Origin of the sequence: Clavibacter capsici, assembly GCF_001280205.1 — a bacterium.
GTDB lineage: Bacteria > Actinomycetota > Actinomycetes > Actinomycetales > Microbacteriaceae > Clavibacter > Clavibacter capsici.
Genome location: NZ_CP012573.1, coordinates 124,812 through 148,257, shown reverse-complemented (window position 1 = coordinate 148,257; position 23,446 = coordinate 124,812). Strand labels below are relative to the sequence as shown.

The 23,446-nt window shown below is 72.5% G+C and carries 28 protein-coding genes; 14 read left to right on the top strand and 14 right to left on the bottom strand.

Going from position 1 to position 23,446, the window contains the following annotated elements; genetic code table 11:
- Positions 1-39 precede the first annotated feature (39 nt).
- Together AES38_RS00725 and AES38_RS00720 are read left to right on the top strand one after the other, a co-directional pair.
- Positions 40-999, top strand: a complete 960-nt coding sequence (locus tag AES38_RS00725; RefSeq protein ID WP_053773358.1) for an acetylxylan esterase — start codon at positions 40-42, stop codon at positions 997-999.
- 110 nt (positions 1,000-1,109) lie between these two features.
- On the top strand, positions 1,110-1,787 hold the full coding sequence (locus AES38_RS00720; RefSeq protein WP_242431024.1) for a hypothetical protein: 678 nt from the start codon (positions 1,110-1,112) through the stop codon (positions 1,785-1,787).
- A 49-nt stretch (positions 1,788-1,836) separates the two neighbouring features.
- Here AES38_RS00720 and AES38_RS00715 read toward each other — a convergent pair whose 3' ends face one another.
- Complete coding sequence (locus AES38_RS00715; protein ID WP_053773356.1) at positions 1,837-2,979, bottom strand: FAD-dependent oxidoreductase; 1,143 nt, start codon at positions 2,977-2,979, stop codon at positions 1,837-1,839.
- A 112-nt stretch (positions 2,980-3,091) separates the two neighbouring features.
- Between AES38_RS00715 and AES38_RS00710 the strand changes: the two genes are divergently transcribed.
- The gene (locus AES38_RS00710; protein ID WP_053773355.1) at positions 3,092-4,051 is read left to right on the top strand and encodes a DUF4259 domain-containing protein; all 960 of its coding nucleotides are present in this window, start codon (positions 3,092-3,094) and stop codon (positions 4,049-4,051) included.
- Positions 4,052-4,066: 15 nt separating this feature from the next.
- On the opposite strand, the gene AES38_RS00705 is transcribed toward AES38_RS00710, so the two are convergent.
- Positions 4,067-4,261 carry a hypothetical protein gene (locus AES38_RS00705; protein ID WP_053773354.1) on the bottom strand — a complete coding sequence of 65 codons (195 nt, stop codon included), beginning with the start codon at positions 4,259-4,261 and terminating at the stop codon, positions 4,067-4,069.
- Positions 4,254-4,496, bottom strand: coding sequence for a hypothetical protein (locus AES38_RS00700; protein WP_053773353.1), 243 nt, complete (start codon positions 4,494-4,496; stop codon positions 4,254-4,256). Before AES38_RS00700 ends, AES38_RS00705 begins: the two co-directional genes overlap by 8 nt.
- 95 nt (positions 4,497-4,591) lie before the next feature.
- Here AES38_RS00700 and AES38_RS00695 point away from each other — a divergent pair, with 95 nt between their 5' ends.
- Positions 4,592-5,251 (top strand): HAD-IA family hydrolase, encoded by a 660-nt coding sequence (locus AES38_RS00695; RefSeq protein ID WP_053773352.1) that lies wholly within the window; start codon positions 4,592-4,594, stop codon positions 5,249-5,251.
- Here AES38_RS00695 and AES38_RS00690 read toward each other — a convergent pair.
- Both AES38_RS00690 and AES38_RS00685 read right to left on the bottom strand, forming a co-directional pair.
- Positions 5,248-5,970 (bottom strand): cysteine hydrolase family protein, encoded by a 723-nt coding sequence (locus tag AES38_RS00690; RefSeq protein ID WP_053773351.1) that lies wholly within the window; start codon positions 5,968-5,970, stop codon positions 5,248-5,250. The genes AES38_RS00695 and AES38_RS00690 overlap by 4 nt on opposite strands.
- Positions 5,967-7,427 (bottom strand): uracil-xanthine permease family protein, encoded by a 1,461-nt coding sequence (locus AES38_RS00685; RefSeq protein WP_053775581.1) that lies wholly within the window; start codon positions 7,425-7,427, stop codon positions 5,967-5,969. Before AES38_RS00685 ends, AES38_RS00690 begins: the two co-directional genes overlap by 4 nt.
- Positions 7,428-7,625: 198 nt before the next feature.
- Here AES38_RS00685 and AES38_RS00680 point away from each other — a divergent pair, with 198 nt between their 5' ends.
- From AES38_RS00680 to AES38_RS00670, 3 genes are all read left to right on the top strand, one after another.
- Positions 7,626-8,255, top strand: coding sequence for a helix-turn-helix domain-containing protein (locus AES38_RS00680; protein ID WP_053773350.1), 630 nt, complete (start codon positions 7,626-7,628; stop codon positions 8,253-8,255).
- Between the two features lie 69 nt (positions 8,256-8,324).
- Positions 8,325-8,999: an MFS transporter gene (locus tag AES38_RS00675; RefSeq protein ID WP_053773349.1), complete on the top strand. Its 675-nt coding sequence runs from the start codon at positions 8,325-8,327 to the stop codon at positions 8,997-8,999.
- Positions 8,996-9,490, top strand: coding sequence for a hypothetical protein (locus AES38_RS00670; protein WP_053773348.1), 495 nt, complete (start codon positions 8,996-8,998; stop codon positions 9,488-9,490). Before AES38_RS00675 ends, AES38_RS00670 begins: the two co-directional genes overlap by 4 nt.
- Before the next feature lie 7 nt (positions 9,491-9,497).
- Here AES38_RS00670 and AES38_RS00665 read toward each other — a convergent pair whose 3' ends face one another.
- The 4 genes from AES38_RS00665 to AES38_RS00650 all read right to left on the bottom strand — a co-directional run bounded on the left by AES38_RS00665 (position 9,498) and on the right by AES38_RS00650 (position 13,543).
- Positions 9,498-10,424: a carbohydrate ABC transporter permease gene (locus AES38_RS00665; protein WP_053773347.1), complete on the bottom strand. Its 927-nt coding sequence runs from the start codon at positions 10,422-10,424 to the stop codon at positions 9,498-9,500.
- The gene (locus AES38_RS00660) at positions 10,421-11,284 is read right to left on the bottom strand and encodes a carbohydrate ABC transporter permease (protein WP_053773346.1); all 864 of its coding nucleotides are present in this window, start codon (positions 11,282-11,284) and stop codon (positions 10,421-10,423) included. Before AES38_RS00660 ends, AES38_RS00665 begins: the two co-directional genes overlap by 4 nt.
- Before the next feature lie 46 nt (positions 11,285-11,330).
- Entirely contained in the window at positions 11,331-12,680 is a 1,350-nt protein-coding gene (locus AES38_RS00655) for an ABC transporter substrate-binding protein (protein ID WP_081001808.1), read from the bottom strand.
- 284 nt (positions 12,681-12,964) lie between these two features.
- A complete protein-coding gene (locus AES38_RS00650; protein ID WP_053773344.1) occupies positions 12,965-13,543 on the bottom strand; it encodes a YdeI/OmpD-associated family protein in 579 nt (192 codons plus the stop codon).
- An 86-nt stretch (positions 13,544-13,629) separates the two neighbouring features.
- Here AES38_RS00650 and AES38_RS00645 point away from each other — a divergent pair, with 86 nt between their 5' ends.
- Together AES38_RS00645 and AES38_RS16130 are read left to right on the top strand one after the other, a co-directional pair.
- Complete coding sequence (locus AES38_RS00645) at positions 13,630-14,283, top strand: hypothetical protein (protein ID WP_053773343.1); 654 nt, start codon at positions 13,630-13,632, stop codon at positions 14,281-14,283.
- Positions 14,280-14,795 (top strand): hypothetical protein, encoded by a 516-nt coding sequence (locus AES38_RS16130; protein ID WP_244629195.1) that lies wholly within the window; start codon positions 14,280-14,282, stop codon positions 14,793-14,795. The genes AES38_RS00645 and AES38_RS16130 overlap by 4 nt, the downstream gene beginning before the upstream one ends.
- A 281-nt stretch (positions 14,796-15,076) precedes the next feature.
- Here AES38_RS16130 and AES38_RS00635 read toward each other — a convergent pair whose 3' ends face one another.
- On the bottom strand, positions 15,077-16,192 hold the full coding sequence (locus AES38_RS00635) for a zinc-binding alcohol dehydrogenase family protein (RefSeq protein WP_053773342.1): 1,116 nt from the start codon (positions 16,190-16,192) through the stop codon (positions 15,077-15,079).
- Positions 16,193-16,288: 96 nt separating this feature from the next.
- On the opposite strand from AES38_RS00635, the gene AES38_RS00630 reads away from it, so the two are divergent.
- A complete protein-coding gene (locus tag AES38_RS00630) occupies positions 16,289-16,861 on the top strand; it encodes a TetR/AcrR family transcriptional regulator (protein WP_053773341.1) in 573 nt (190 codons plus the stop codon).
- On the top strand, positions 16,861-17,088 hold the full coding sequence (locus AES38_RS00625; RefSeq protein WP_053775580.1) for a DUF2283 domain-containing protein: 228 nt from the start codon (positions 16,861-16,863) through the stop codon (positions 17,086-17,088). The genes AES38_RS00630 and AES38_RS00625 overlap by 1 nt, the downstream gene beginning before the upstream one ends.
- Here AES38_RS00625 and AES38_RS00620 read toward each other — a convergent pair.
- Positions 17,085-17,429, bottom strand: coding sequence for a DUF2200 domain-containing protein (locus AES38_RS00620; protein WP_053775579.1), 345 nt, complete (start codon positions 17,427-17,429; stop codon positions 17,085-17,087). The two genes, AES38_RS00625 and AES38_RS00620, sit on opposite strands and share 4 nt — an antisense overlap.
- Positions 17,430-17,563: 134 nt before the next feature.
- Between AES38_RS00620 and AES38_RS00615 the strand changes: the two genes are divergently transcribed.
- A complete protein-coding gene (locus AES38_RS00615; protein WP_053773340.1) occupies positions 17,564-18,613 on the top strand; it encodes an LLM class flavin-dependent oxidoreductase in 1,050 nt (349 codons plus the stop codon).
- Between the two features lie 27 nt (positions 18,614-18,640).
- Here the strand turns inward: AES38_RS00615 and arfB are convergent, their stop codons facing one another.
- The 3 genes from arfB to AES38_RS00600 all read right to left on the bottom strand — a co-directional run bounded on the left by arfB (position 18,641) and on the right by AES38_RS00600 (position 21,559).
- Complete coding sequence (gene arfB / locus AES38_RS00610; protein WP_053773339.1) at positions 18,641-19,063, bottom strand: alternative ribosome rescue aminoacyl-tRNA hydrolase ArfB; 423 nt, start codon at positions 19,061-19,063, stop codon at positions 18,641-18,643.
- A gap of 163 nt (positions 19,064-19,226) precedes the next feature.
- Entirely contained in the window at positions 19,227-20,357 is a 1,131-nt protein-coding gene (locus tag AES38_RS15745) for a hypothetical protein (protein WP_157883489.1), read from the bottom strand.
- Positions 20,358-20,716: 359 nt separating this feature from the next.
- Positions 20,717-21,559, bottom strand: a complete 843-nt coding sequence (locus AES38_RS00600) for a phosphatase PAP2 family protein (RefSeq protein ID WP_053773337.1) — start codon at positions 21,557-21,559, stop codon at positions 20,717-20,719.
- A gap of 159 nt (positions 21,560-21,718) precedes the next feature.
- On the opposite strand from AES38_RS00600, the gene AES38_RS00595 reads away from it, so the two are divergent.
- Entirely contained in the window at positions 21,719-22,330 is a 612-nt protein-coding gene (locus tag AES38_RS00595; RefSeq protein ID WP_053773336.1) for a flavodoxin family protein, read from the top strand.
- A 158-nt stretch (positions 22,331-22,488) separates the two neighbouring features.
- The gene (locus AES38_RS00590) at positions 22,489-23,346 is read left to right on the top strand and encodes a 3-hydroxyacyl-CoA dehydrogenase (RefSeq protein ID WP_053775578.1); all 858 of its coding nucleotides are present in this window, start codon (positions 22,489-22,491) and stop codon (positions 23,344-23,346) included.
- Positions 23,347-23,446: the final 100 nt, after the last annotated feature.

The following is a 23,446-nucleotide window of genomic DNA, read 5'->3' as shown; positions in this document are numbered from 1 at the left end:
CGCCGACCGCCCATCCACCGCCGAACGCCCGGAGGACCCATGCTCATCGAACCCGTCGACGCCGCCCGCGCGCACGTCAGCAGCCACGTCGACCCGGACGACTTCGACGCGTTCTGGGCCGGCACCCTCGCCGAGGCCGCGCAGCACGACCTCGACGTGCGGCTCGCGCCGGTCGAGACCGACCTCGCGCTCGTCGACGTGCAGGACGTGACCTTCGCCGGATCCGGCGGCACCGACGTGCGCGCCTGGCTCCGCACCCCCGCGGGCGCGACCGGCCCGCTGCCCACCGTCGTCTCGTACGTCGGCTACGGCGGCGGTCGCGGACGCGCCGAGGAGACGCTGATCTACGCGGCCGCCGGCTTCGCGCACCTGCAGATGGACACCCGCGGCCAGGGCTCGTACTGGAGCGCGGGCGACACGGCCGACCACGGCGAGGCCGGACCCGCGATCCCCGGCTTCATGACCCGCGGCATCGCCTCGCGCGACACCTACTACTACCGCCGCCTCTTCACCGACGCGGTGCGCGCGGTCGACGTGGCCAAGGCGCTCGACGTCGTGGATCCGTCGCGCATCGCCGTGCAGGGCGGCAGCCAGGGCGGCGGCATGGCCCTCGCGGTCGCGGGCCTCCGCGACGACCTCGCCGCGGTCTCCGCCTACGTGCCGTTCCTCTGCGACATCGAGCGGGCCACGCACATCACCGACGCGTACCCGTACCACGAGGTCGTCGACTACCTCAAGACGCACCGGGGCCGGGCCGCCGACGTGCACGCCGTGCTGCGCTACTTCGACGGCGTCGCGTTCTCGCGTCGCGCCTCGGCGCCGGCCCGCTTCTCGGTGGGGCTCATGGACGCGACCTGCCCGCCGTCCACCGTCTACGGGGCGTTCGACGCGTACGCGGGCGAGAAGGAGATCGTCGAGTGGGAGTACAACGGCCACGACGGCGGCGGCATCGACGACGAGCTCGGCACGCTCGCGTTCCTCCGGCGGCGGATGGGCTGAGCGCGGGCGCGGATCCGCTCCCGGATGGGGGCGCGACCCGCCCCGAGGTCGGCCGTTCCGCGTAGCCTGGGATCACCTCGCCGGTGGAGCGAGCGGAGCGGGAGGACATCATGCCCCGGCCCCGCATCCGCCCCGAGAAGCCCACGAAGCCCGGCCCTCCGCCGCCTTCCGTGGCCGCCCGCGTCGCCGCGGATCCGGCGCAGCGGGAGGTGCTCGTGGAGGAGGCTCTGCTGCTCGTCGGCGTCGCGCTCCGGCTCCAGATGGAGAACCTCATCATCATGCGCACGCTGCGGGAGCGGCGCGCGTACGACGAGGAGTCGCTCATCGAGGCGCTCCGCGGCGAGCTGGCCGAGCTCATCGGCGAGAAGCGCGGCGAGGCCGAGCGGCTGCGCATGGCCCGCGACCGCGCGGCGCTGCGCGACGGCAAGGGACGCCGACCCGACGACTACCGCGAGGGCGACGTGCCGGGCCTCCGGCTGCGCGCCGAGATCGCCGAGGAGATCGTGGAGCGGCTGGGCGCCCTCTCGCGCGACCCGGAGGCGCTCCGCGAGGTGCTGGTGATCGCGCGCGACTCGGCGCTCGAGCAGATCGTGCGCGCCCGGCTCGCGCCGCAGCTGCTCCCCGGCGCGTTCCCCGAGGAGGGGCGCGGCGACCGGGTCGACGAGCTGCGGGCGGAGCTGGCGCGCCTGGCCGCGGATCGGGAGCGAGCCGCCGAGCGCGCCGAGGCGAAGGCTCCGGGCCGCAGCCGAGTGCGCACCGGCGGCCGGGGCAGCCCGCAGAAGGTCTGAGCGGACGGCGGATCCGGGCGTCCGCCCGCGCGGTCACCCGCGCGCGGCCTCAGGGCGCGAGCGCGAACCGCGGCTCGACGCGCTCCCCGGTCGCCGCGTCCGCCGCGAGGCTGCCGATGAGCGGTGCGAACTTGGCGCCGTGGCCGGAGCAGGGCGAGACGAGGGTGATCCCGTCGACCCGGTCGATCACGAAGTCCTCCGTGGGCGTGCTCGTGAACAGGCACGTCGCCTCCGCGTACGGCACCGGCTCGACGCCCGGCAGGTTGCGGCGCACCCAGTCGACGACGCGGGCGCGGTTGGCCGGATCCACGACGCCGTCCTGGTGCGCGGCCGACGGGATCACGCGCCCGCCGTCGAACTCGGCGACCTTGTGCCCGCGGTGGTCCGCGTCGCGCCCGCCGGGGAGCGCGTAGACCTGCATCCGCTCGTCCATGTGGATGGAGGTGGGCACCGGCCGCGCGGGCGGCCCGTCCATGTAGGCGAAGTGGAACACCTGCTCCTGCCGCACGCGCAGCGGCGGGATCCGGTCGAGCGCGGCGCGCGGCAGCGGCAGCGCGCCGAGCAGGTCGGGCAGCCAGGCGCCCGCGCCCACCACGACGCTGTCGCCGTCCACGCGGCGCCCGTCGTCGGAGGTCACGGCGAAGCCGGCGCCGACCCGCTCGACGCGCGCGGCGGTCCAGCCCTCGTGCACCACGGCGCCGTGCGCGACGGCGAGGTCGAGCATCGTGCGCACGGCGGTCTCCGCGTCGATCACGCCCGCGGCCGGGTGGAACAGCACATCGGATTCGAAGGCCATCTCGGGCCAGCGGTCCCGGGCCGCGCGCGCGGACATCAGCTCGTGCTCGATGCCGACGCGCTCGAGCACGCGGGCGAGCTCGGCGGGACGGCGCACGAGGCCCGAGTCCACGGATCCGGTCGGGGTGACGAGCCGCGCGCCCGTGGTGCGCTCGAGGCGGTCCCAGAGCACGCGGGCGTCGCGCACGAGGCGCACGTAGAAGGGGTCGTCGTAGGCGTAGCGGAGGATGCGCGCGGACCCGTGCGAGCTGCCCAGCATGCTCGCCGGCCGGTCGCGCTCGAGCACCGTGACGGCGTGCCCGCGGCTCGCGAGCTGCCACGCGGTGGCGGCCCCCGCGAGCCCGGCGCCGATGACGACGTGGTGCGATGCGCGCCCGCGCCCGGTGGATCCCGCCATGCGCCCAGGCTACGGGGGCGCGTCGCGGACGACCGGCACCGGCGGGAGCCGTAACCGGTGCGGTCGCCGAGGGGACGGCGGCGGGTGCGGGTGGCACGGATACCCTCGGCCCATGGGTGCGTGGGGTGCGGGGCCGTTCGAGAACGACACGGCGGCGGATCTCCTCGCCGACCTGGCCGAGGGCGTGGCCTGGGCACCGCCCGCGGTCCGCGACGACGCCCCGCTGCCGGTCGCGGACGGCGAGCGCGCCCTCGCGATGGCGGCGGTCGTCGCGGCCGGGCGGCAGGGGCGGGACCTGACGGGTGTCGACCACGATCTCGACGCGGTGGCTCTCGCGGCAGGGCTCGACGACACGGCGGTGCGGCGGATCCACGACCTCGGCCGGCACGCGATCGCCGGTCCCGCCGAGTCCGACCTCTTCGCCGTCTGGTCGGAGTCGGATGACCTCGACGAGTGGCTGGCCGCGTCGCGGAGCGCCGTGGACGGGCTCGTGGACGAGGTCGCCGCGGCCCCCGCCGCCCCGGTCGCCCGGACGCGCCCCCGCCCGCGCCGGAAGCGCCTCCCGCCACCGGAGCCCGGCGACGTCCTCGCCCTCCCGCTCGGTGACGGCCGCGTGCAGCTCGGGCAGGTCGTCGCCCGTGTGCGCACCTCCCCGTACGTCGTGCTCGTCGACCTGGTCGTCCCGGCGGCGGAGGCCGCGACGCACGCCGCCCGTGTTCCCGCCGCCGCGCCGGTGCTCGCCGCGGAGGTGAGCGCGATCCGCGTCGAGGACGGCGACTGGCCGGTCGTCGGACGCGCGATGGTGGACCCGGACCGCTTCCTCCCCGCGTCGAAGGTCTCCGTCCCCGGCCCGGACGGCGGGCGGGCCTGGATCGTCGAGGACCTGGCCGGCGAGCGCCGCCGCTGGGCGACGCCGGACGACGTGGAGCGCCTCCCCCTCCGCACCTCGTACAGCCCGGCCGCGCTCGAGCACGCGGCGCGGGCGCTCGCGGGGCTCGGCGAGTGGCTCAACGGGTTCGAGCGGATGCGGGTCGAGCGGATCCCGCTGGCCCGCGACGCGTTCCCGGGCTGAGCCCGGGTCCCGTCGTCAGGGCAGGAAGAGGCGGATCACGCCGGTGATGACGGCGCCCACGGCGAAGACCGCCAGGATGACGAGCGTCCGGCGAGACGGCGGGTCCTGGGTCACCATGCGTCGGGCCATGACGCGCACGAACATCACCATCGAGCCGGACATGCAGACGATGGACCCCACGAGGACGGCCTTCTCGAACGCGTCACCCACGGGATCGCCGCCGCAGCCGGATCGCGCGCATCGCAGAGACGAGCCCCGCGAGGCCGAACAGCACGAAGATCCCGGCGTACAGCCAGCTGGGCGCGCTCCAGCGGAACCCGCCTGCGGCCGACAGGTCGGGCGCGAGCCCCACGATCAGCAGGCCGAGCATCAGCGTGAAGGCCGAGATGCCGGTGAGCGTGCGCACCTTCCCGGCCTCGACCTCGTCGATGTCGCCCGCGCCCATGCCGCCTCCGCTCGCCCGCGTCGGATCGCGGCGTCCCCTTCCATCGTGGCCGACGCGGGATCGCCCGGCTGCCACCCGTCCGGGAGGATGGACGCATGTCCTCCCCCGTCACGCTCACCGCCCGCGCGCTCCTCCTCGACATGGACGGGACGCTCGTCGACTCGACCGCGCTCGTGGAGGAGATCTGGACGATGCTCGCCCACCGCTTCGGCCACGACCCGGCCGAGCTCATCCGCCGGGTCCACGGCGTGCGCGCCGTCGACAGCATCGCCCGGTTCGCCCCCGCCGACAGCGACGTGCCCGCCCTCCTCGCCGAGCTCGACCGGCTGGAGCTCGACGGCAGCCCCGCCACGATCGAGATCCCGGGCGCCCGCGACCTCGTGGACTCGCTCCCCACCGGATCCCACGCCCTCGTCACGAGCGCCGGCCTCGAGCTCGCGCGCGCCCGCCTCGCCGGTGCGGGGATCCGCGTGCCGGACGTCGTGGTCTCGGCCGACGACGTCACCGCCGGCAAGCCCGACCCGTCCGGCTACCTGCTCGCCGCATCGCGCCTGGGCGTGGATCCCGCCGACGCGATCGTCTACGAGGACGCCGAGGCCGGCATCCGCGCGGGCCTCGCCGCGGGCATGCGCGTCGTCGTCGTGGGCGACCACGAGAGCGACGCCACCGTCGGCCTCCCCCGCGTCCGCGACCACCGCGGCACGACCGTCGAGGCGCGCGACGGGATCCTCACGCTGACGCTCCCGGGCGCCTAACCGACCGCGACCGCGGGCTCCTCGACGTCGGCGCGCGCCGCCTGCCACGTGCCGACGAGCTCGTCCGCCGTGGTGACGAGACCGAGGTGCAGCGACACCATGCCGAGCGCCGCGCGCTCCAGCCCCTCGTCGGTGCCGCGCACGAGGTCGGAGAGCACCGTCACGCGGTAGCCGAGGTTCGACGCGTCGAAGGCCGTGTTGAGCACGCAGCAGTCGGCCATGATCCCGTCGAGGACCACCGCGCGCACGCCCATCTGCCGGAGCAGGAAGTCGAGGTCGGTCGGGTAGAAGGCCGAGAGGCGCTTCTTGCCGGTGACGACCTCGTCGCCGGGCTGCACGTCGGTCGCGAACTCCGTCCAGCGGCTGCCCGCGATCGCGTGGTCCGAGGCGCCGGGGATCTCGCCCACGTGCTGCGGGAAGGTCCGCCGCCAGGCGCTCGGCGAGGTGCCGCCGAGGTCGTCGATCCCGGAGGCCCGCACCTCCGACCGCACGTGGATCACCGGCACCCCGAGGGCGCGCGCCCGCCGGTGGAAGTCGTCGATGGGCGCGATCACCTGCCGGCCGCGCGGAGCCGGGCAGGGGCAGTCGGGGTCCTCGGAGAGGTGGCCCTGGTGCATGTCGATGGAGATGACCGCGGTGCTCGCGGGATCCAGCCAGGGACCGAAGCCGCCGTCGCGGGCGATCTCGAGGGGGCTGCCGTGGACGTCGATGGCGGTCATGCCGCGCTCCTGTCGGTCGTGGTGGACGGGGTGGGGGCGGGATCCGGCGCGTCGGTGCCGACGTGCCCGTGCCGGATGGCCTGCGCATCGGCCGGCCGCACGTCGGAGCGGGCAGCCGACGCCGCGTCCTCCCTCCGCGCCTCCCGTCGGGCGAGCGCGGGGCGCAGCCCGTGGTTGACGAGGCCGTGCAGCCCGAGCAGCAGGAACATGCCGGTCATCATCGGGCTGGTCACGATGCTGGCGATCGACGGCGGGAGCGTCGCGGCGACGTCGGCCGGGACGAACTGGGTGCCGAGCGCGACGATGAATGCCGTCGCGCCGATCGCGAGGTTGAGGTCGTCCCAGGTCACGCGGGCGAGCATCTGGATCCCGCTGATGGCGATGATGCCGAACAGGATCGTGGAGGCGGCGGAGAGCACGGGGCCGGAGATGCCCGCGAGGAAGAGGCTCACGGGCGGCAGGAAGGCGAGCGCGACGGCGATGCCGCCGGCGGTGAGGGTCACGAACCGGCTGCCGATGCCGGAGACGCGGACGATGCCCGCGTTCTCCGGGTAGGAGGTGGTGCCGATCCCGCCGAAGAGCGCGCCGACGACCGTGCCGCCGAACTCGGAGAACAGGCCGCGGTTGACGCGCTGCGTGTCGATCCGCTCGCCGCCCCAGCTGGCGACCATCGTGTACATGCCCATGGACTCGGTGCCCGCCTGGAGGAAGGCGACGAGCATGAGCACCACGACGGATCCCTCGACGCCGAAGCCCCACGGCAGCAGGTGCGGCGCGCCGACCAGCGGGGCGGACGTGACGTCCGGCGGCGTCCAGGCGCCGACGGCGAGCGCCACGACGCTGCCGGCGACGATGCCCCAGAAGATCGCGCCGCGCTTCACGATCCCGCGCCCCACCAGCAGGCAGGCCAGCACGATGACGGCCGTCGCGACGGTCACGACGAGGGCGAGCGACCCGTACGCGGGCGTCCCCGCCGTGCCGAACCAGCCCCCCGCGCCGATGCTCGCGAGCTGCGCCCCGATGATGACGAACAGCGTCCCCAGCACGATGGGCGAGGAGACGAACGCCGACACGTGGCCGAACAGCCCGAAGCGCTTGAGCGGGATCGTGAGGGCCATGAAGATCAGGCCCGCGACGGCCATGGAGCCGAACGCGGTGCCGAGGCCGAAGGCGGCGCCGGACGAGATGATCGCGACCATGAAGGCCGCGGTGGGGCCCTGCACGATCGGCAGGCGCAGCACGCGCGACGACTGGAGGATCGTGACCACGCCCGTGAGCAGGAAGCAGGCCTGGATCATCCACGCGACCTCCTGGCTGGACAGCTCGAGCGAGGACCCGATGATGCTCGGGAAGACCCAGATGCCGGTGAGCGCGAGGAGGTGCTGGACGCCGAAGAGCGCCGTGCGGGCGGGTGGCAGCCTCTCGTCGAAGCCGACGCTGAGCACGGGCGGGGGCACGGACGCCGGGGCGTCCGTCGGGGAAGGCGGCGAGGCGTTCATCGGGTGACCTCCGGTCGGTTCGGGACGAGCATCGGGACTTCGCTCTGGTAGTAGAAGTTACATTCGGGGTGTTGCAGGCGTGTTTCCGTCATGCGACCGGCAGCGCACGGCGGCGAGAGCGCGACGGCGCGCCCGGCCACCTGGGACGATGGGCGCATGAGCGAGCAGACGCGCAGCAGGCCCCGCGGATCCGCCGAGCCGGACGCCCGCCCCGCCCCGGCTCCGCGCGAGGCGCTCGAGGACGTGGTGCAGGGCGTGGGCGAGCGGATCAAGACGCTGCGGCTGCGGAACGAGCTCACGCTGCAGGACCTCGCCGAGCGCACCGGCCTCAGCCTCTCGATGCTCAGCACGGTGGAGCGCGGCAAGACGACGGCGTCCATCGGCACGCTGCACGCGATCGCGCAGGGGCTCGGCGTGGAGATCACGACGCTGTTCGCGAAGTCGGGGCAGGACGACGCGCCGATCATCCCGCTGGAGGCGCAGATCCGCGACGTGACCCCGGGCGGGGCCCGCCGCCGCTCGGCCGTCTACCGATCGGACCTCGACATCGAGATCTACGTGGACGAGTACGACCCGGGCACGAGCCACGCGCGCCGGCCGTCCCAGCACCCGGGCCACGAGTTCGGCATCGTGATCGACGGCGACCTCGAGATCCAGCTCGACGGCGAGATCTACGCGGCGAGCGAGGGCGATGCCGCGCAGTTCCCGGCGAAGCGCGCGCACCTCATCCGCAACACGACGGACCGGCCGGCCCGGACCGTGTGGATCAACCTCCGCCGCCTCTGAGCGGTCGCGCTCGCGTCGGCGCCGCTTCGCCTAGGGTGAAGATCCTGCACCCGGAGTGAAGGAGATGGCGTGGGCCGTTCGCGCACGACCTCGTCCCTGGCGCTCGTCGTCACGTGCTTCCTCGCCGGGATGGCGCTGTCGACGGCCCCCACCCCGCTCTACCCGGCGTACGAGGCGCGGTTCGCCATCGGGCCGTCGGGCGTCACGCTGCTGTTCGCCGGGTTCGCCGTCGGAGCCATCGCGTCCCTTCTCGCGTCGCTGCGCGTGCTGCGCGGGATCGACCTGCGCGCGGTCGTGGCGCTGGCCGCGGGGATCGAGGCGGTCGCCGCCGTCGCCCTCGCGCTGCTGCCGTCGTTCGCCGGCTTCGCGCTCGGCCGGCTGCTGACGGGCGTCGGCGTCGGCGTGCTCGCCTCGTCCGTCTCGGTGATCATCGGCCGCATCGCCGAGGCCGGGCCGCCGTCGCGCGCGTCCACCGCCGCGCTGCGGATCGCGCCCGCCCTCAGCATGTGCGGGCTCGCCCTCGGCCCGCTCGTCTCGGGGCTGGCGGCGCCGACGGAGCCCGACCGGCTGCGCGCGCTCTACCTCGCCTACGCGGCGGTGCTCGCCCTCGGCGCCGTGGCGGCCCGCGTCGTCATCCCGCCGCTGCCCGCGCCGTCCGCCCGCCCGCCGGCTCGGCCGAGGCCGCGCGACCGGCTCGCCCCGCCGGGTGGATCCTCCTCGGCGCCTTCCTGGCCTTCTCCGTGACCGGCCTGTTCGGCGCGCTCGCGCCCACGCTGCTCGCGGCCATGTCGGGCGACGTGCCGGTGCCGGTGAGCGGGCTCGTCGTCGCCTCCGTCTTCCTCGCCGGGGCCGTGGCGCCGCAGGTCGTCCGGGGTCGGGCGGCGGGGATCGCCGCGGGCACGGCGACGCTCGTGGCCGGCCTCGTGCTCGTCGCGGCCGCCACGACGGCCGGCGCGATCGGGCTGTTCGTCGCCGCCGGGGCGCTGAGCGGCGCGGGCGCCGGCATCGTCTTCTCGGCCGCCTTTCGGTCGGCGCTCCGGTCGGCGGACGCGGCGACCCGCCCGCGCGCGTCCACCCTCGTCTTCACCGCCGCCTACGCGGGGCTCGCCGTGCCGGTGGTGGGCGTCGGCCTCCTGCTCACCGCGGCGGCGCCCGCGGCAGCGGCCTGGCTCTTCGCGGCGGCCATCGCGGTCGGCGCGGTCGCGCTGCGCCGGGCGGCCCCGCGCGGGGCCTGACCCCGGATCAGCCCTTGACCGCTCCGCCGCCGAGCCCCGCCACGAGGTACTTCCGCGCGAAGACCGCGATGAGGACCACCGGGATCACGAGCGCGATGCTGGCCGCCGCGAGCGTCTGGTAGGTCGAGATGTCGTCGGCCCCCTTCTGCGCGGCGATGAACACGGGGATCGTCACGGCCTGGTTCTGCGTGAGCGTCAGCGCCACGAGGTACTCCTGGAACGCGACCAGCAGCGTGAAGACGCCCGCGGTCACGAGCCCGGGGCCCATGAGCGGCACGATGACGCGGCGGAACGCGCCGAAGCGGCTGCAGCCGTCGATCATCGCGGCCTCGTCGAGCTCGGTCGGGATGTCGCGGAAGAACCCGACGAGCAGCAGCAGCGTGAACGGCATGTTCACCGCCACGAGGGCGGCCACCAGCGCGATCTTCGTGTCGTAGATCCCGAGCGCCTGGCTCATCTCGTAGAACGGCAGCACCACCGCGAAGCGCGGGATGGTCCGCAGCACCACGGCGAGCAGCAGCAGGATCGGCCCGATGACGCCCGCGTAGCGCGCGAAGGCGTACGCGGCCGGGGCGCCGACCACGAGCGCGACCACGACCGTCAGCCCGGCCACGATGAAGGTGTTCACCAGCACCTCGGCGAACCGGGTGCCGCGCCACAGGTCGACGAACGCGTCGAAGCGCGGCTCGAAGACCCACGTCGGCGGGTTCGTGAAGGCGTCCTGGAACGGCTTGATCGCGGTGAGCAGCGCCCACAGGAACGGGCTGAGCGCGACGATCACGACCACGACCAGCGCGGCGCCGGCCCACAGCGACCCGATGCGCTCGCGACGGCGGCGCTCCCGGGCGGTCAGCGTGCGGCCGGATCCGGTCGGTCCGTCGCCGCGCGGGAGGCGGGTGCGGCCTGTGGGCACGAGCGGGGTGGATGCGGTCATGCGGCCCGCGCCCCCTTCCAGGTCTGTCGGAGGAACGGGATCAGCAGCACGAGCGTGATGACGATGGTGACCACGTTGACCGCGCTCGCCACCCCCAGCCGGTACGACTCCCCGAGGGCCACCTGGTACACGAACACCATGAGCGACTCGGTGCCGACGCTGCCGGCGGCCGGGGTGATGATCCGGATCGAGTCGAACACCTTGAGGCTGTCCATCAGGCTGATCAGCGTCACGAACGAGAACAGGGGCGCGAGCAGCGGGATCACCATGTAGCGCTGGCGCTGCCACCACCCGGCGCCGTCGAGCTGCGCGGCCTCGAGCGGCTCCTCGGGGAGCGTCTGCAGGCCGGCGAGCAGCACGAGGATCACGAACGGCGTCTCGTGCCAGAGCGCGTGCAGGCCGATGAGGACGCGGGCGGGCCCGGTCTCCGTCAGCCAGTCCACGTGGATCCCGAACACGGCGAGCCCCTGGTTCACGACGCCTCCGAAGATGTCGTTGAACAGCCAGGAGAAGTTGAGCGCGCCGATCACGGTGGGCACCACGTAGCTCGCCATGAGGAGCCCGAGAATCACCATGCGCCCGCGCTCGATGCGGTTGAGCAGCAGGGCGATGCCGTAGCCGACGACGAGCTTCGCGACCGTCATGATGACCGCGTAGGTGATCGTGAAGGCGGCGTCGCGGCCGAAGCGCCGGTCGGTGAAGATCTCGACGTAGTTGGCGACGCCGTTGAAGACGCCCGGCTGGCCGACCGGCACGTTCTGGAAGCTCCAGACGAGCGTGGTGATCAGCGGCACGATCAGCAGCCCCGCCATCAGGATGATGGCGGGGGCCGTGAACGCGGCGAAGGTCTTGAGCCTCATGCCCGGGCGACCGGACGCGCGGACCCGCGAGCGCGGGAGGCGCAGATCACGGAGCGAAGCCCGCCGTGGCGATGGCCTGCACGGCCGCCGCCTGGAGCTGGGTGGCGCCGTCGGCCGAGGAGAGCGTGCCGTCGACGACCTGCGCGAGGATCGGCGCCATCGCGGCGAACACGTCGGACATGTACGGCACGAGCGGCAGGCCGTTGGGCTTCTCGCTCTCGAGCACGTCGCGCGCGGCCTGCTCGAACGGGAGGTCGGCGGCCTGCGCCTGCGTGGTGCGGGCGGGGATCGTGGCCTTGGCGGCCTCGGTCGCGGCGTCGGCGCCGGTCGCGACGCCGAGCAGGTCGAAGAGGAGGTCCTTGTCGACCTTCGAGTTCGCGGCGATGGAGAGCCCGTCGACCGAGAGGCTGGTGGCGGGTGTGCCGCCCTCCTCGACCGACGGCGGCACGGCGAACGCGAACTTGTCGAAGTTCTCCGTCTGGCCCTCGTCGAGGAGCGCGGAGACGCGGCCGGCGAACAGCATGGACATGGCGGCCTGGCCGGTCTGCAGCTGCGTGATCACCTCGGGCGACGACCACGAGGTCGACTGCGAGCTCATCTGCTGGTACGTGGCGCGGAGGGTGTCGAGCGCCTGGATCGACTCGGGGGTGTCGAGCGTCGGCGTCGCGGATCCGTCCTCGAACCAGGTGCCGCCGAGCGAGCCGAGGTACTGGTTGTAGGCGCTCGAGTTGTCGCCCGCGGCGTTGAACGGGAGGGCCAGCGGGTTCGCCATGCCGGTCTCCGTGCGGATCCTGTCGGCCGCCGCGTACATCTCCTCGAACGTCGTCGGCACCTCGATGCCGAGGTCGCTGAGGATGTCCTCGCGGTAGATGAAGATGATCGTGCCCCAGAACGTGGGGATGCCGACCTGCTTGCCGTCGTACTGCAGCGACTCCAGCAGCGTCGGGTCGATGTCGTCGATGCCGAGCTCGTCGCCCTTGTCCGCGATGCGGTCGTCGAGCGGCTCGATCCAGCCCCGCTCCGCGTAGAGCGGGTAGACGGTGCCGTAGACCTCGACGAGGTCGTAGCTCGGGTTGGTGCCCGACATGGACTGCACGGCACGCTGGTTCTGGCCGCCGAAGTCGGTGGTGGGGGCGTTGACCGTGAGGTTCCCGCCCGTGCAGCCGGTGGCGATCGCATCGGTGAAGGGGTTCGTCGACGGGCTGTTGTAGGAGAGCACGTTGACGGTGGTCTTCGCGTCGGGCTGCGGGATGTCGCAGGCGACGCCCGCTCCTCCCACGTCGGCGCCGGCGCCGCAGCCGGTGAGGGCGACGGTCGCGGCAGCCGCGGCGGCGACGAGCGCCACGCGGATCGGACGGCGTCGCCGGCGGGTGGTCGAGGGGGCTGTGTCGCGCATCGGAGTCCTTCGGGGTGCGGGTCGCGCGGGGCGACGGGACGAGGAGGATGCACGCGGGCGTGCGGTCCGGGTCGTGCTCGGTCTCGCGCGGGCTCTCGTGCCGGAGGTCGCCGGCCGCGTCCCCCGGCCCGCACGGGGCCGTTCGTACACAAACTACGGGTGTACTCGTGGTCGCGGCGGGGATCGCCTCGGGACCGTCAGCAAGACGAAAGAGACACCCGCGGCGGGCCGGGCGACGGGTGCGGATCCGCGGCGCGGGCTGGATCCGTCGGCGCCCCGGCCGCTCACTGCGGGTGCGGCGTCTCCCCGCGCTCGAGCATCGCGACGAGCTTGGCGAGCCGGTTCGCGCGGACGGCGGCGTTCGGCGCGGTCGCGACCCGGTGGATCACGGCGTAGCGGTTGACCTTGGTGAGCGTCGCGAAGGTCGCGGCGGCGGCCGGCGATGCGGCGAGCGCGGCCAGCAGGTCCTCGGGCTCGGCGGCGGACGCCTGGCCCGCGTACGCGCGCTCCCAGCGGCCGTCCGCCTGCGCGCGCTCGACCTCCCGGATCCCCGCCGGCCGCATCCGCCCCTCGGCCGTGAGCGTCGCCACCAGGCCGATGTTGCGCTCCGACCACAGGGACGCCTTCCGCCTGGGAGTGAAGCGGCGCCGGAAGATCCGCTCGTCGATGCTCGCGGTCTGCCCGTCGATCCACCCGCTGCACAGCGCCTCGTCGAGGGCCTCGGCGTAAGTGAGGGAGGTCGGATCCGTCGTGCCCTTCTTCGCGAGCACGAGCCACACGCCGTCGGAGGTCTCCTCGTGCGCGTCGAGCCAGGCGCGCCACGCGGCGCGGTCGGGGACGGTGAGGAGGTCGTGGGCGGGCACCCATCCAGCGTATGGCGGCCCTCTCCTGACCGACCTACCACAATCATTCGCGCACACGTATGATTGTGGTACGAACAGGGGGCGACATGGCGGAGATGAGCGCGGCCGAGTACGCGGACGATCACGGCATCTCCGCGAGGAGGGTCCAGGCGGCGGCAGCAGCGGGCTCGTTGCCGGCGCGCAAGTTGGCGGGCAGATGGGTCATCGACTCGGCCGCAGCGCATCACGACAGGGCGGGCAGGCCGCTGTCCATCCGCTCCGCGCACGCCCTGCTCACGCGACTCTCGGGAGACGGGCGCTGGCGGGAGAGCCTGTCCGCGAGCGAGGCCGCACGAGTGTCCGCGCGACTCGGACGGCTCCAGGCGGACCCTGACCCGGCGTCGCTGCTGGCCTCCTGGATCCGCAGCGCGCGGTCGGCACCGATGCCGTACCGCGTCGCGGCCGCCGATCTGGAGGATCTCCGAGCGGATCGCCGACTCGTCGCAGGGGGCATCAGCGATCCGCGCTCGGGCATGTCGGATGCCGAGGAGCTCGAGGCCCACGTCCCCGCCGACGTCCTCGACTCCGTGGTCCATGAGTACCTGCTCGTCCGGAGCGAGCAGCCCAACGTCCTGCTCCATGTGCACGACGGTCCCGTCGGGCGCCCACTCCCGCTCGGGGACCTGATCGCCGACCTCGTCCAGCACCAGGGCCCGCGGGAACGCGCGGCCGCCGCGCAGCTCCTCGGGGGCATCGCATGACCGTCATCGCACCGCCGCTGCGACGCGCGCAGGCGGACGCCTGGCATGCGCTGTTCGAGGTCCACGAACGCATCCCGGTGGGCTGGGCCCTGGACGGCGGGCAGATGATCCAGTCGCTGTGCTGGGAGCGGGGCGCCCCGGCGAACCGCCCGACCGTGGACGCGGACACAGCCCTCGACATCCGCGCGCACCCGCGCATGCTGATGACGTTCACCAGCGTCCTGCGCGACATCGGGTTCGAGCCGGACGGAACGAGCTTCGAAGGCCACCAGCACCGATGGACCCGTGGAGAGGCCCGCATCGACGTGCTGATCCCGCGCTTCCTCGGCGAGCGCGCCGACCGACGCCGGGGCGTAGGTGGCGGGACGACCCTCTCGGCACCGGGGACCCAAGGCGCGCTCGACCGGTCGATGGACGTCCGTTTCCGTGCGGAAGACCGCGAGGGGACGATCCGTCGTCCCACGCTGCAGGGAGCGATCCTGTCCAAGGCCGCCGCCGTGGAGATCCCCTGAGACGACAGCACGCGTCACCTCGTCGACATCGCCACCCTCGGCACGCTGGTGACCCGGCGGGACCGCGTCGGCGACGGCATCACCGCGGTCGAGCGGACACGCGCGCTGGCGGCGGCGGCACTGCTGCGCCGAGATCCGGCGTACGCGCGCATGGCAGGAGTCGAGACGTCGGTCGCAGAGCGCCTACGGCTCGCGTTCGCGACCCCGGCGCGACCGACGGGCAGGGCACCGGGTAGCTCGGACCTCCGCCGTGACCCCGGCCGACCGACGGAGCGCGACCGCTAGAGCGTCACCACGAGCTTCCGCGCCGAGACGCCCTCCCGCAGCCGGTCCATCGCGGGCTGGATGCTCGTGAGTCCGGTGCCGACCACCTCCGCCGGCGGCGCCGCGACGTAGCGGCCCCCGGCGAGCGCGGCCGGCAGGAAGCGCTCCCAGATCATCGGGCCCACCTCGTCGTGCATGAGCGCGCTGCCCCAGATGAAGGACGCGCGGATGCCGCGCACGCGCACCCGCAGCATCAGCGCCGGGGTGGCCGTGCCCATGCGGAGGCCGAGGCGCACGAGCGGCAGGCCGACGCGGCCCCCGCGCGGCAGGGTCTCGAACGAGACGGGCGGGCTCGCCATGCTGACCCGCTTCGCGCCCGTGGCGGCGGCGATCCGCACGGCCGGGTCGCCGGATCCGGTGCCGATCGCGAGCACGCCCGCGACTCGTCGGCCGGCCAGGTGCCGCGCGATGTCCTGCACGGCCGTCGCGCTCCGGTAGTCGAAGGCGCGGCTCGCGCCGAGGCCCGTCACGAGGTCGTGGTTGCGCGGCGACGCGGTGGTCACGACGTCGTAGCCAGCCGCGACCGCGAGCTGGATGGCGTTCAGGCCGACGCTCGTGGATCCGCCCCACACCACCACGGTCTCCCCCGTCGGCGGCGTGGTGGCGTCGGGCATGCGCAGGCCGAGCTGGCCGGCGCCGAAGAGGCCCGACGCGGCGGTCGAGATGCCGAGCGGGAGGACCGCGGCGTCCGCGAACCCGAGCGCGTCCGGGATCGGCGCGGCCAGGTCGGTGCGCACGATCGCGCGCGACTGGAACCCGCCCTCCGGCGCGTGCCGCCGGCCCTTCTCCATGCCCACCGCGTACGCGACGACCCGGTCGCCGACCGCGAAGCGCGTGACGCCCGGGCCGACCTCCTCGACGACGCCCGCGACGTCCTCGCCGAGCACCGCGGGGTGCGGCAGCCAGCGGTACATGAGGTCGCCCATGTGCTGCTTCATGGTGTCGAGCGGGTTGATCGCGACGGCGCGGACGCGGATCGCGACCTCGCCCTCCCGGGGTGCGGTGAGCGGCGCGGGGCCGACGGTCAGGTCGGCGGCGGACGAGGCGAGCCAGGCGGCGGTCTCGGTGGGCATGGCGGATCTCCGATCTGCGGATCGCGCTGCCCGATGACACCGCGTGTCATCAGTATGCACTGCGATGGCACGGAATGTCATCACTAGGATCGACGCATGAGCAGATGGCAGCCGGACACGCGCGAGCGCCTGGCCGCCGCCGCCCTCGAGCTGTTCCAGAGCCAGGGCTTCGCCGCGACGACCGTGCCCGAGATCACCGCCCGCGCCGGCCTCACCACCCGCACCTTCTTCCGCCACTTCGCCGACAAGCGCGAGGTGCTGTTCGCCGAGGAGGACGAGCTGCCCGCGCTCGTGACGCGCATCATCCGCGAGGCGCCCGCCGACCGCTCGCCGCTCCAGGTCGTCGAGGACGGCTTCCCGGAGGTCGTCGCGTCGCAGTTCGCGGAGGGGCGCGCGACGCTCGTCGCCCGCAAGCGCATCATCGTCGCCGACGCCGGGTTGCAGGAGCGCGAGATGCGCAAGGTCCACGCGATGCAGGAGGCCGTGCGCGCGGGCTTCGTGGAGCGCGGCGTGGATCCGCTCACCGCCGTGCTCGTCGCCCACGCCACCGCGACCGTCTTCGGCGTCTCCATCGGCCGCTGGCTCTCCGACGACGGCGCGGGCGAGCTGGCCGACGTCCTGCACGACACCCTCGACGCGTTCCGTCGCGTGATGGCGGCGGGCGCGTGATGCGGCTAACCTACGACCCGGTCGCGGACGCCGCGTACGTGGAGCTGGCCGACCCGATCGCCGACGGGGACGCGGCCACGACGATCCACTCGATCACGACGCCGGGCGACCGCGGCGAGGTGGCGCTCGACTTCGACGCCGACGGCCGCCTCCTCGGCCTCGAGGTGCTGCACGCGAGCGCGGTGCTGCCGGCGGCGGTGCTGGCGGAGGCCGTGCGGATCGGCTAGCCGCCGCGCAGCACCTTCTGCATCGGCCGGCCGCGGGCGATCTCGTCGACGAGCTTGTCGAGGATCCGGACCTGCTTCATGAGCGGGTCCTCGATCTCCTCGATGCGGACGCCGCAGATCACGCCGCGGACCTCGTCGGCGAGCGGGTTGAGCCGCGCGGCGGCGAAGAGGTCCTGGAAGGTGGTCTCGGCGTCGAGGTGGTGCTGGAGCTCGGCGGCGTCGAAGCCGGTGAGCCAGGTGATCGCCTCGTCGAGCTCCGCGCGCGTGCGGCCCTTCCGCTCGACCTTCGTCACGTAGAGCGGGTACACCGCGGCGAACGGCGTCGTGTAGATCCGGTGCATGTCGGGAGCGTAGGCCGGGGTGCGCGTGCGGTCCAGGGATCCGCCGCGGGAATACCGGGGCGCGCGGACGTGGTTCGCTTCCATGCAGACGCATCCACCCGGATCCGCCGCCGTCGAGCACCGAGGAGCGCCCCATGGCCACCAAGATCGGCTTCCTGTCGTTCAACCACTGGCAGGACGTGCGCGGATCCCGCGTCCGCACCGCCCAGGACTCGCTGCTCCAGTCGATCGACCTCGCGGTCGCGGCCGAGGAGATCGGCATCGACGGCGCGTACTTCCGCGTGCACCACTTCGCGCCGCAGCAGGCGTCGCCGTTCCCGCTGCTGGCCGCCATCGCGAGCCGCACCAGCCGGATCGAGATCGGCACCGGTGTGGTCGACATGCGCTACGAGAACCCCCTCTACATGGCGGAGGAGGCGGCCATGACCGACCTCATCTCCAACCGCCGGGTGCAGCTCGGCATCAGCCGCGGATCGCCCGAGCAGGTCGAGGCCGGCTACGAGTCGTTCGGCTACGTGCCCCGCGACGGCGAGACCGACGCCGACATGGCCCGCCGCCACACGGGCCTCTTCCTCCGCGCGCTCGAGGGCGAGGAGCTCGCGACCGCGGCCCCGCAGCGCGGCATCATCGCGGGCGGCGTCGCGATCACGCCGCAGTCGCCGGGCCTCCGCGAGCGGATCTGGTGGGGCGCCGGCACGCGCGCGACCGGCCAGTGGGCCGCCGAGCAGGGCATGAACCTCATGTCGTCGACGCTCCTCTCCGAGGACACCGGCGTGCCGCTCGACGTGCTCCAGGCCGAGCAGATCCAGCTGTTCCGCGACGGCTGGGCCGCCGCCGGGCACGCGTGGGAGCCGCGCGTGAGCGTCAGCCGCAGCATCATCCCGATCGTCGACGACGAGTCCGAGATGTACTTCGGCGTCCGCTCGCAGATCGAGGGCCAGGACCAGGTCGGCGAGGTCGGCGGCGAGAGGTGGCGCTTCGGCCGCTCCTACATCGGCAGCCCCGAGCGCCTCATCGAGGAGCTCGGCGCCGACCAGGCGATCGCCGCAGCCGACACGCTGCTCGTCACGATCCCCAACCAGCTCGGCGTGGACTTCAACCTGCGGTCGCTCGCGGCTATCAAGCAGATCGGGGAGGCGCTGGGGTGGGACCGGGCGGACGCGTCCGTGGGGGCGTCCGCCTGATCCGCTGACGCCCGCTCCTTCGCGCGCTCAGTCGCCGGTCGGCCGCTTGCGCTGCTGCTTCGTCGCGGACCGCTGCGTCTTGGCCGCCAGGCGTCTCTTCTGGGAGCCCTTCGTGGGGCGGGTCGGGCGGCGTGGTGAGGCATCGGGCGCGAGCGCCTCGGCGATGAGCTGACGGAGCCCGTCGATCGCGGCGACCCGGTTGCGCAGCTGCGACCGCTGCTCCGAGACCGTCACCGTGATGGTCCCGGCGACGAGGCGTCGGCCGAGCCGGTCGAGGATCCGCTCGCGCTGCTGATCCGTGAGCACGAGCGATCCTGCGACGTCCCACGTGAGCTGCACCCGGCTGTCCGCCGTGTTAACGTGCTGCCCGCCGGGCCCGGACGACCGCGAAAACCGCCACTGCAGCTCGGCCGCCGGGATGGTCAGCCCCGGGGGCACCACGAGATCCATGCGGCAAGGGTCGCACGGCCGTCGGGTCAACAGCGGCCATCTACGCCATAGGGGCAGTTCCGCGCGCTTGAGGCGCCCGACACAGGCACCCATCGCCACAACGCCAACACCTCATTTGAATAATTGCTAGTCCGTGCTTCACGTCTAATACTATGAGGACGGGCTACGCCAAATCCCTCGTCAGCAACGAAGCCCGAACTTCTGCCATGGGCGTCCTCCAATCAAGCATTACTCGAATACCCGTTATGACCTCACCCAAAGACCTATCGAGAGCATCGGCCACAGGTCGCAAGTCACGCGAGAGTCCGCGAATCTTGCTTACGCCAGCACGCATCTGCATCATGCCTTCCCCTCCCCCCTCGGCGGCCTCAAGCATCTCTTCCACTTTGTCCAAGAAGTTAGTGATAGTTTCTGGGTCCTCGTCATCCGATCGCGCAAAAATATTCTTAAGCATTGCGTCGATCAGTGCGATGTCGGACGCAAAATCCGCCGAATCGTTGCTCATGACACTCGCCAGCGGCTCAAGCTCTGAGGCCAATTCACGAGCAATGACTAGCCGCCCAGCGAAACCCTTTGTCTGCATTTGAGGATCTTGAATGCGTTCACCTGCCGCTGAAGTTACCGCAGCAATTTGGCGGATATCTCCCGAAATGTCTTGCATGACCGTGGAAACATGAGTCAGGGCCGTTTCACCTTCGGCCATCACCTCAAGCAGGCCCGGCTCCTCCGGCAATTTCCCGACTTCATCCGGCGCGGCTGAACGTGCGGAATCTGCTTGGGAATCAATTCTAGCTCCTGCGCCATCCGTAAAGACCTCCGTCGCGCGGAGCGACGTTGGTCCGCTTATAAGACCAGCTCTCAAAGCGTCTATCAGAGAGTTGCGCGCATCGATTAGCCCCATCTCGTCACGCTTGAATTGAATCGTGCGAATAGATTGGAGATCAAATGGTAGCCGGCCATACTCACCGACCTGAATCGTCATGGCATGCTTACTATGACGCAAGCCAAGCTCGTACATAACGTTAGAGTTTCCGCCACTGAGGTCGGCTATGACGACCTCAGCGTCGCGCAAGTAGGAGAATATTTGATCTGGCAATTCGCCCGGATCGGCGATTTTGTCGGCGCGTATAACACGCAGACCAAACACCTCACAAGCCGGAGAGAAAACCTTAGCCCACATTTCAAGAGCGCGTTCGTAGGAATCTCGCCCTTCCGTTCCCAGGGGCGCGAGGGCACTACCAATCGGCGTGACCAAAAAACAAGTTTTACCCGCTCCAAGTTCTTTGTCATCCACAATGGCACCTTTCGCATATACGAGGCGAACTCAGACCGGCGCGCCATCACTAACGAAAAACCAGGTCGAGCGACCAGGTACATTAGTTGGAGCCTAGGTTGCGAATCCGCGCTTGTAAAGAGGCATTTAGTATGAGTTGTGCCGCGCAGCTGACGGCACAGATAGCACAAGACATAGGGGCCACAAGGAGCGAATTGCGGGCAGTATACTGACTTTACGCCGCGCAACTTGGGTGAATACCTAGTTATCGCAGTTCTTCACGTAGCCCAAGAGACCCGTGTTGCTATCGCTAAGAGCCTTGCTATATGGCGTTCGTCCATGCCGGTGCCAAAGTCCCTCATCCTCCGAAGCGAGGCGCGTCAATCCACCGCCCCCGGCCGCCGCGCCGTCAGATACAGCCGATGCGCCGTGATCACCAGCGCCAGCCACGCGCCGCCGAGGAAGAACGCTGCGAGCACGTCCGTGAACCAGTGGTGGCCGAGGTACACGCGGGAGGCGCCGACGGTGATCGCGAAGACCACGGCCACCGCGATCGAGAGCACGCGGGTCGCCCGGCGGTGCTGGCGGAGGAGGAGCAGGTAGGCGAGGATCCCGGCGATCGCCACCGCGTTCAGCGTGTGGCCGCTCGGGAACGACGGCGACGTCTCGTAGGGAGGCACCGCGTCGGCGAGGTCGGGGCGGGCGCGGCCGATGATGTCCTTGCCCGCGATGGTGAGCAGCAGGGATCCGCCGCCGGCCGCGACGACCAGGATGATCGGCGTCCACGAGCGGCGCCGCACCGCGAGGAACAGCATCGTCACCACCGCGATGATCGGCATGATCGTCGTGCCCGCCACGTCCGTGTACGCGGTCGCCGCATCATCCAGCCACGGTGTGCGGATGCCGATCATGAAGGCGAGGAGGGGCCTGTCGAGGCCGGCGACCCCGTCGGCGTCGGTGACGTTGTCGTAGACCTGCGCGGCGATCGCCGACAGGCCCACAGCGAGCGCGAGCCCGACCAGCAGAGTGATCACGAGGGCGGCGTACGGGCCGAGCGCGCGCATGATCCGCTCCACGACGCGGGCGAGGACCCGGCCGACGGGCGTCACCCAGCGCGTGAGGTCGCGATCGCCGAGGAAGCGGTCGCGGCGGAGCTCGCCGGAGACGCCCTGGTCGGCGGGGTCGAGGGGCTCGAGGGGCTTGCGCCTCGGGGTGTCGTCCATGGGTCCTCCGTGCTCGGCGGAGGGATCCGCCCCTCGAACCTAGCGACGGCCCGCCGGGAGATGACCGCCGCCTCCGAGCCCTGGCCGATCCGCGCAGCTCCTCGACAGCCGCCGCCCCGACCGGCCTACGTTCCAGGGGATCCACCGAAGGGAACACCCATGACCACCGCGCTCGTCCTCAACTGCACCCTCAAGCCCTCCCCCGCCCCCTCGAGCACCAGCAAGCTCGCCGGCGAGGTGCTCGCCGAGCTGGCCACGCACGGCGTGACCGGCCGCGAGATCCGCCTCGTCGACCACGACATCAAGCCCGGCGTGGAGAAGGACATGGGCGACGGCGACGCCTGGCCCACCGTCCGCGAGGCCGTGCTCGCCGCCGACATCCTGATCCTCGCCACGCCCACCTGGATGGGCCACATGTCGTCCGTCGCCTCGCGCGTGCTCGAGCGCCTCGACGCCGAGCTCTCCGAGACCCGCGAGGACGGCAACCCGAGCCTGTTCGGCAAGGTCGCGCTCGCGGTCGTGGTCGGCAACGAGGACGGCGCCCACAAGATCACGGCCGACTTCTTCCAGGGCCTCAACGACGTCGGCTTCTCGATCCCCGCGCAGGGCGGCGTCTACTGGAACGGCGAGGCGATGAACAGCGTCGACTACAACGACCTCGACGAGGTGCCCGAGCGCGTCGCCTCCGTCACCGCGACCGCCGCCCGCAACGCGGCGCACCTCGCGGCGTTCCTCGCGCAGCACGACTACCCGGCGGCGCCCGCCGAGTGAGGCCCGCGTCCCCCCTGCCCGGAGCCGGGCAGGGGGGACGCGCCTGTCCGCTGGCCGCATGGATCCGACCGCCCGCCGCGCCCGGTGGTTCGCTGGCGATGACGCCCGCGCGGGACCCGCCCGCCGCCTCGACGCGTCCGCCGACGAAGGAGTCCGCCATGCCCGACATCACGAAGGTCACCGTCCTCGGAGCGGGCGTGCTCGGCGCGCAGATCGCGTTCCAGGCCGCGAACCACGGCAAGACCGTGACCAGCTACGACGTGGACGATGCCGCGCTCGAGGCCGCGCGCGGGCGGCTCGACGCGATCGTCGCGCAGTTCGTGTCCGAGTCCGGCGAGGAGACGCGGGACGCGGCGACCCGCGCCGCCGCGGGGATCACGCTCACGAGCGACCTCGCCGCGTCCGTCGCCGACGCCGACCTCGTGATCGAGGCGGTCCCCGAGTCCCTCGAGCTCAAGCAGGACGTCTACCGCCGCATCGCCGAGGCCGCACCCGAGCGCACGGTCTTCGCGACCAACTCGTCGACGCTCCTGCCGAGCGCGATCGCCGACTCCACCGACCGCCCCGACCGCTTCCTCGCGCTGCACTTCGCGAACCACGTGTGGCGGCAGAACACGGCCGAGGTCATGGGCACCGAGCGCACGTCGCCCGAGGTGTTCGACCGGGTCGTCGCGTTCGCCGAGGAGATCGGCATGGTCCCGATCCCGCTGAAGAAGGAGCAGCCCGGCTACGTGCTCAACTCGCTGCTCGTGCCGCTGCTCGACGCGGCCGCGGGCCTCCTGCTGAAGGGCGTCGCGGATCCGAAGACCATCGACACCACCTGGCGCATCGCGACCGGCGCGCCCCTCGGCCCGTTCCAGATCTACGACGTCGTCGGCCTCCGCACCGCCTACGCGGTCTCCGTGGCGAGCGACGACCCGGGCGCGCAGGCGTGGGCGGCGCACCTCAAGAGCGAGTACCTCGACAAGGGCAAGCTCGGCGTGGAGTCGGGCGAGGGGTTCTACGACTACCGCTGACGCGGGCCGGTGACGCGGCCGGATGACGCGGAGCCGGTGACGCCGCGCCGATGAGGCGACGGCCGCCCGCGACCGGGTCGATCCGGAGCAGCGCGTGCGG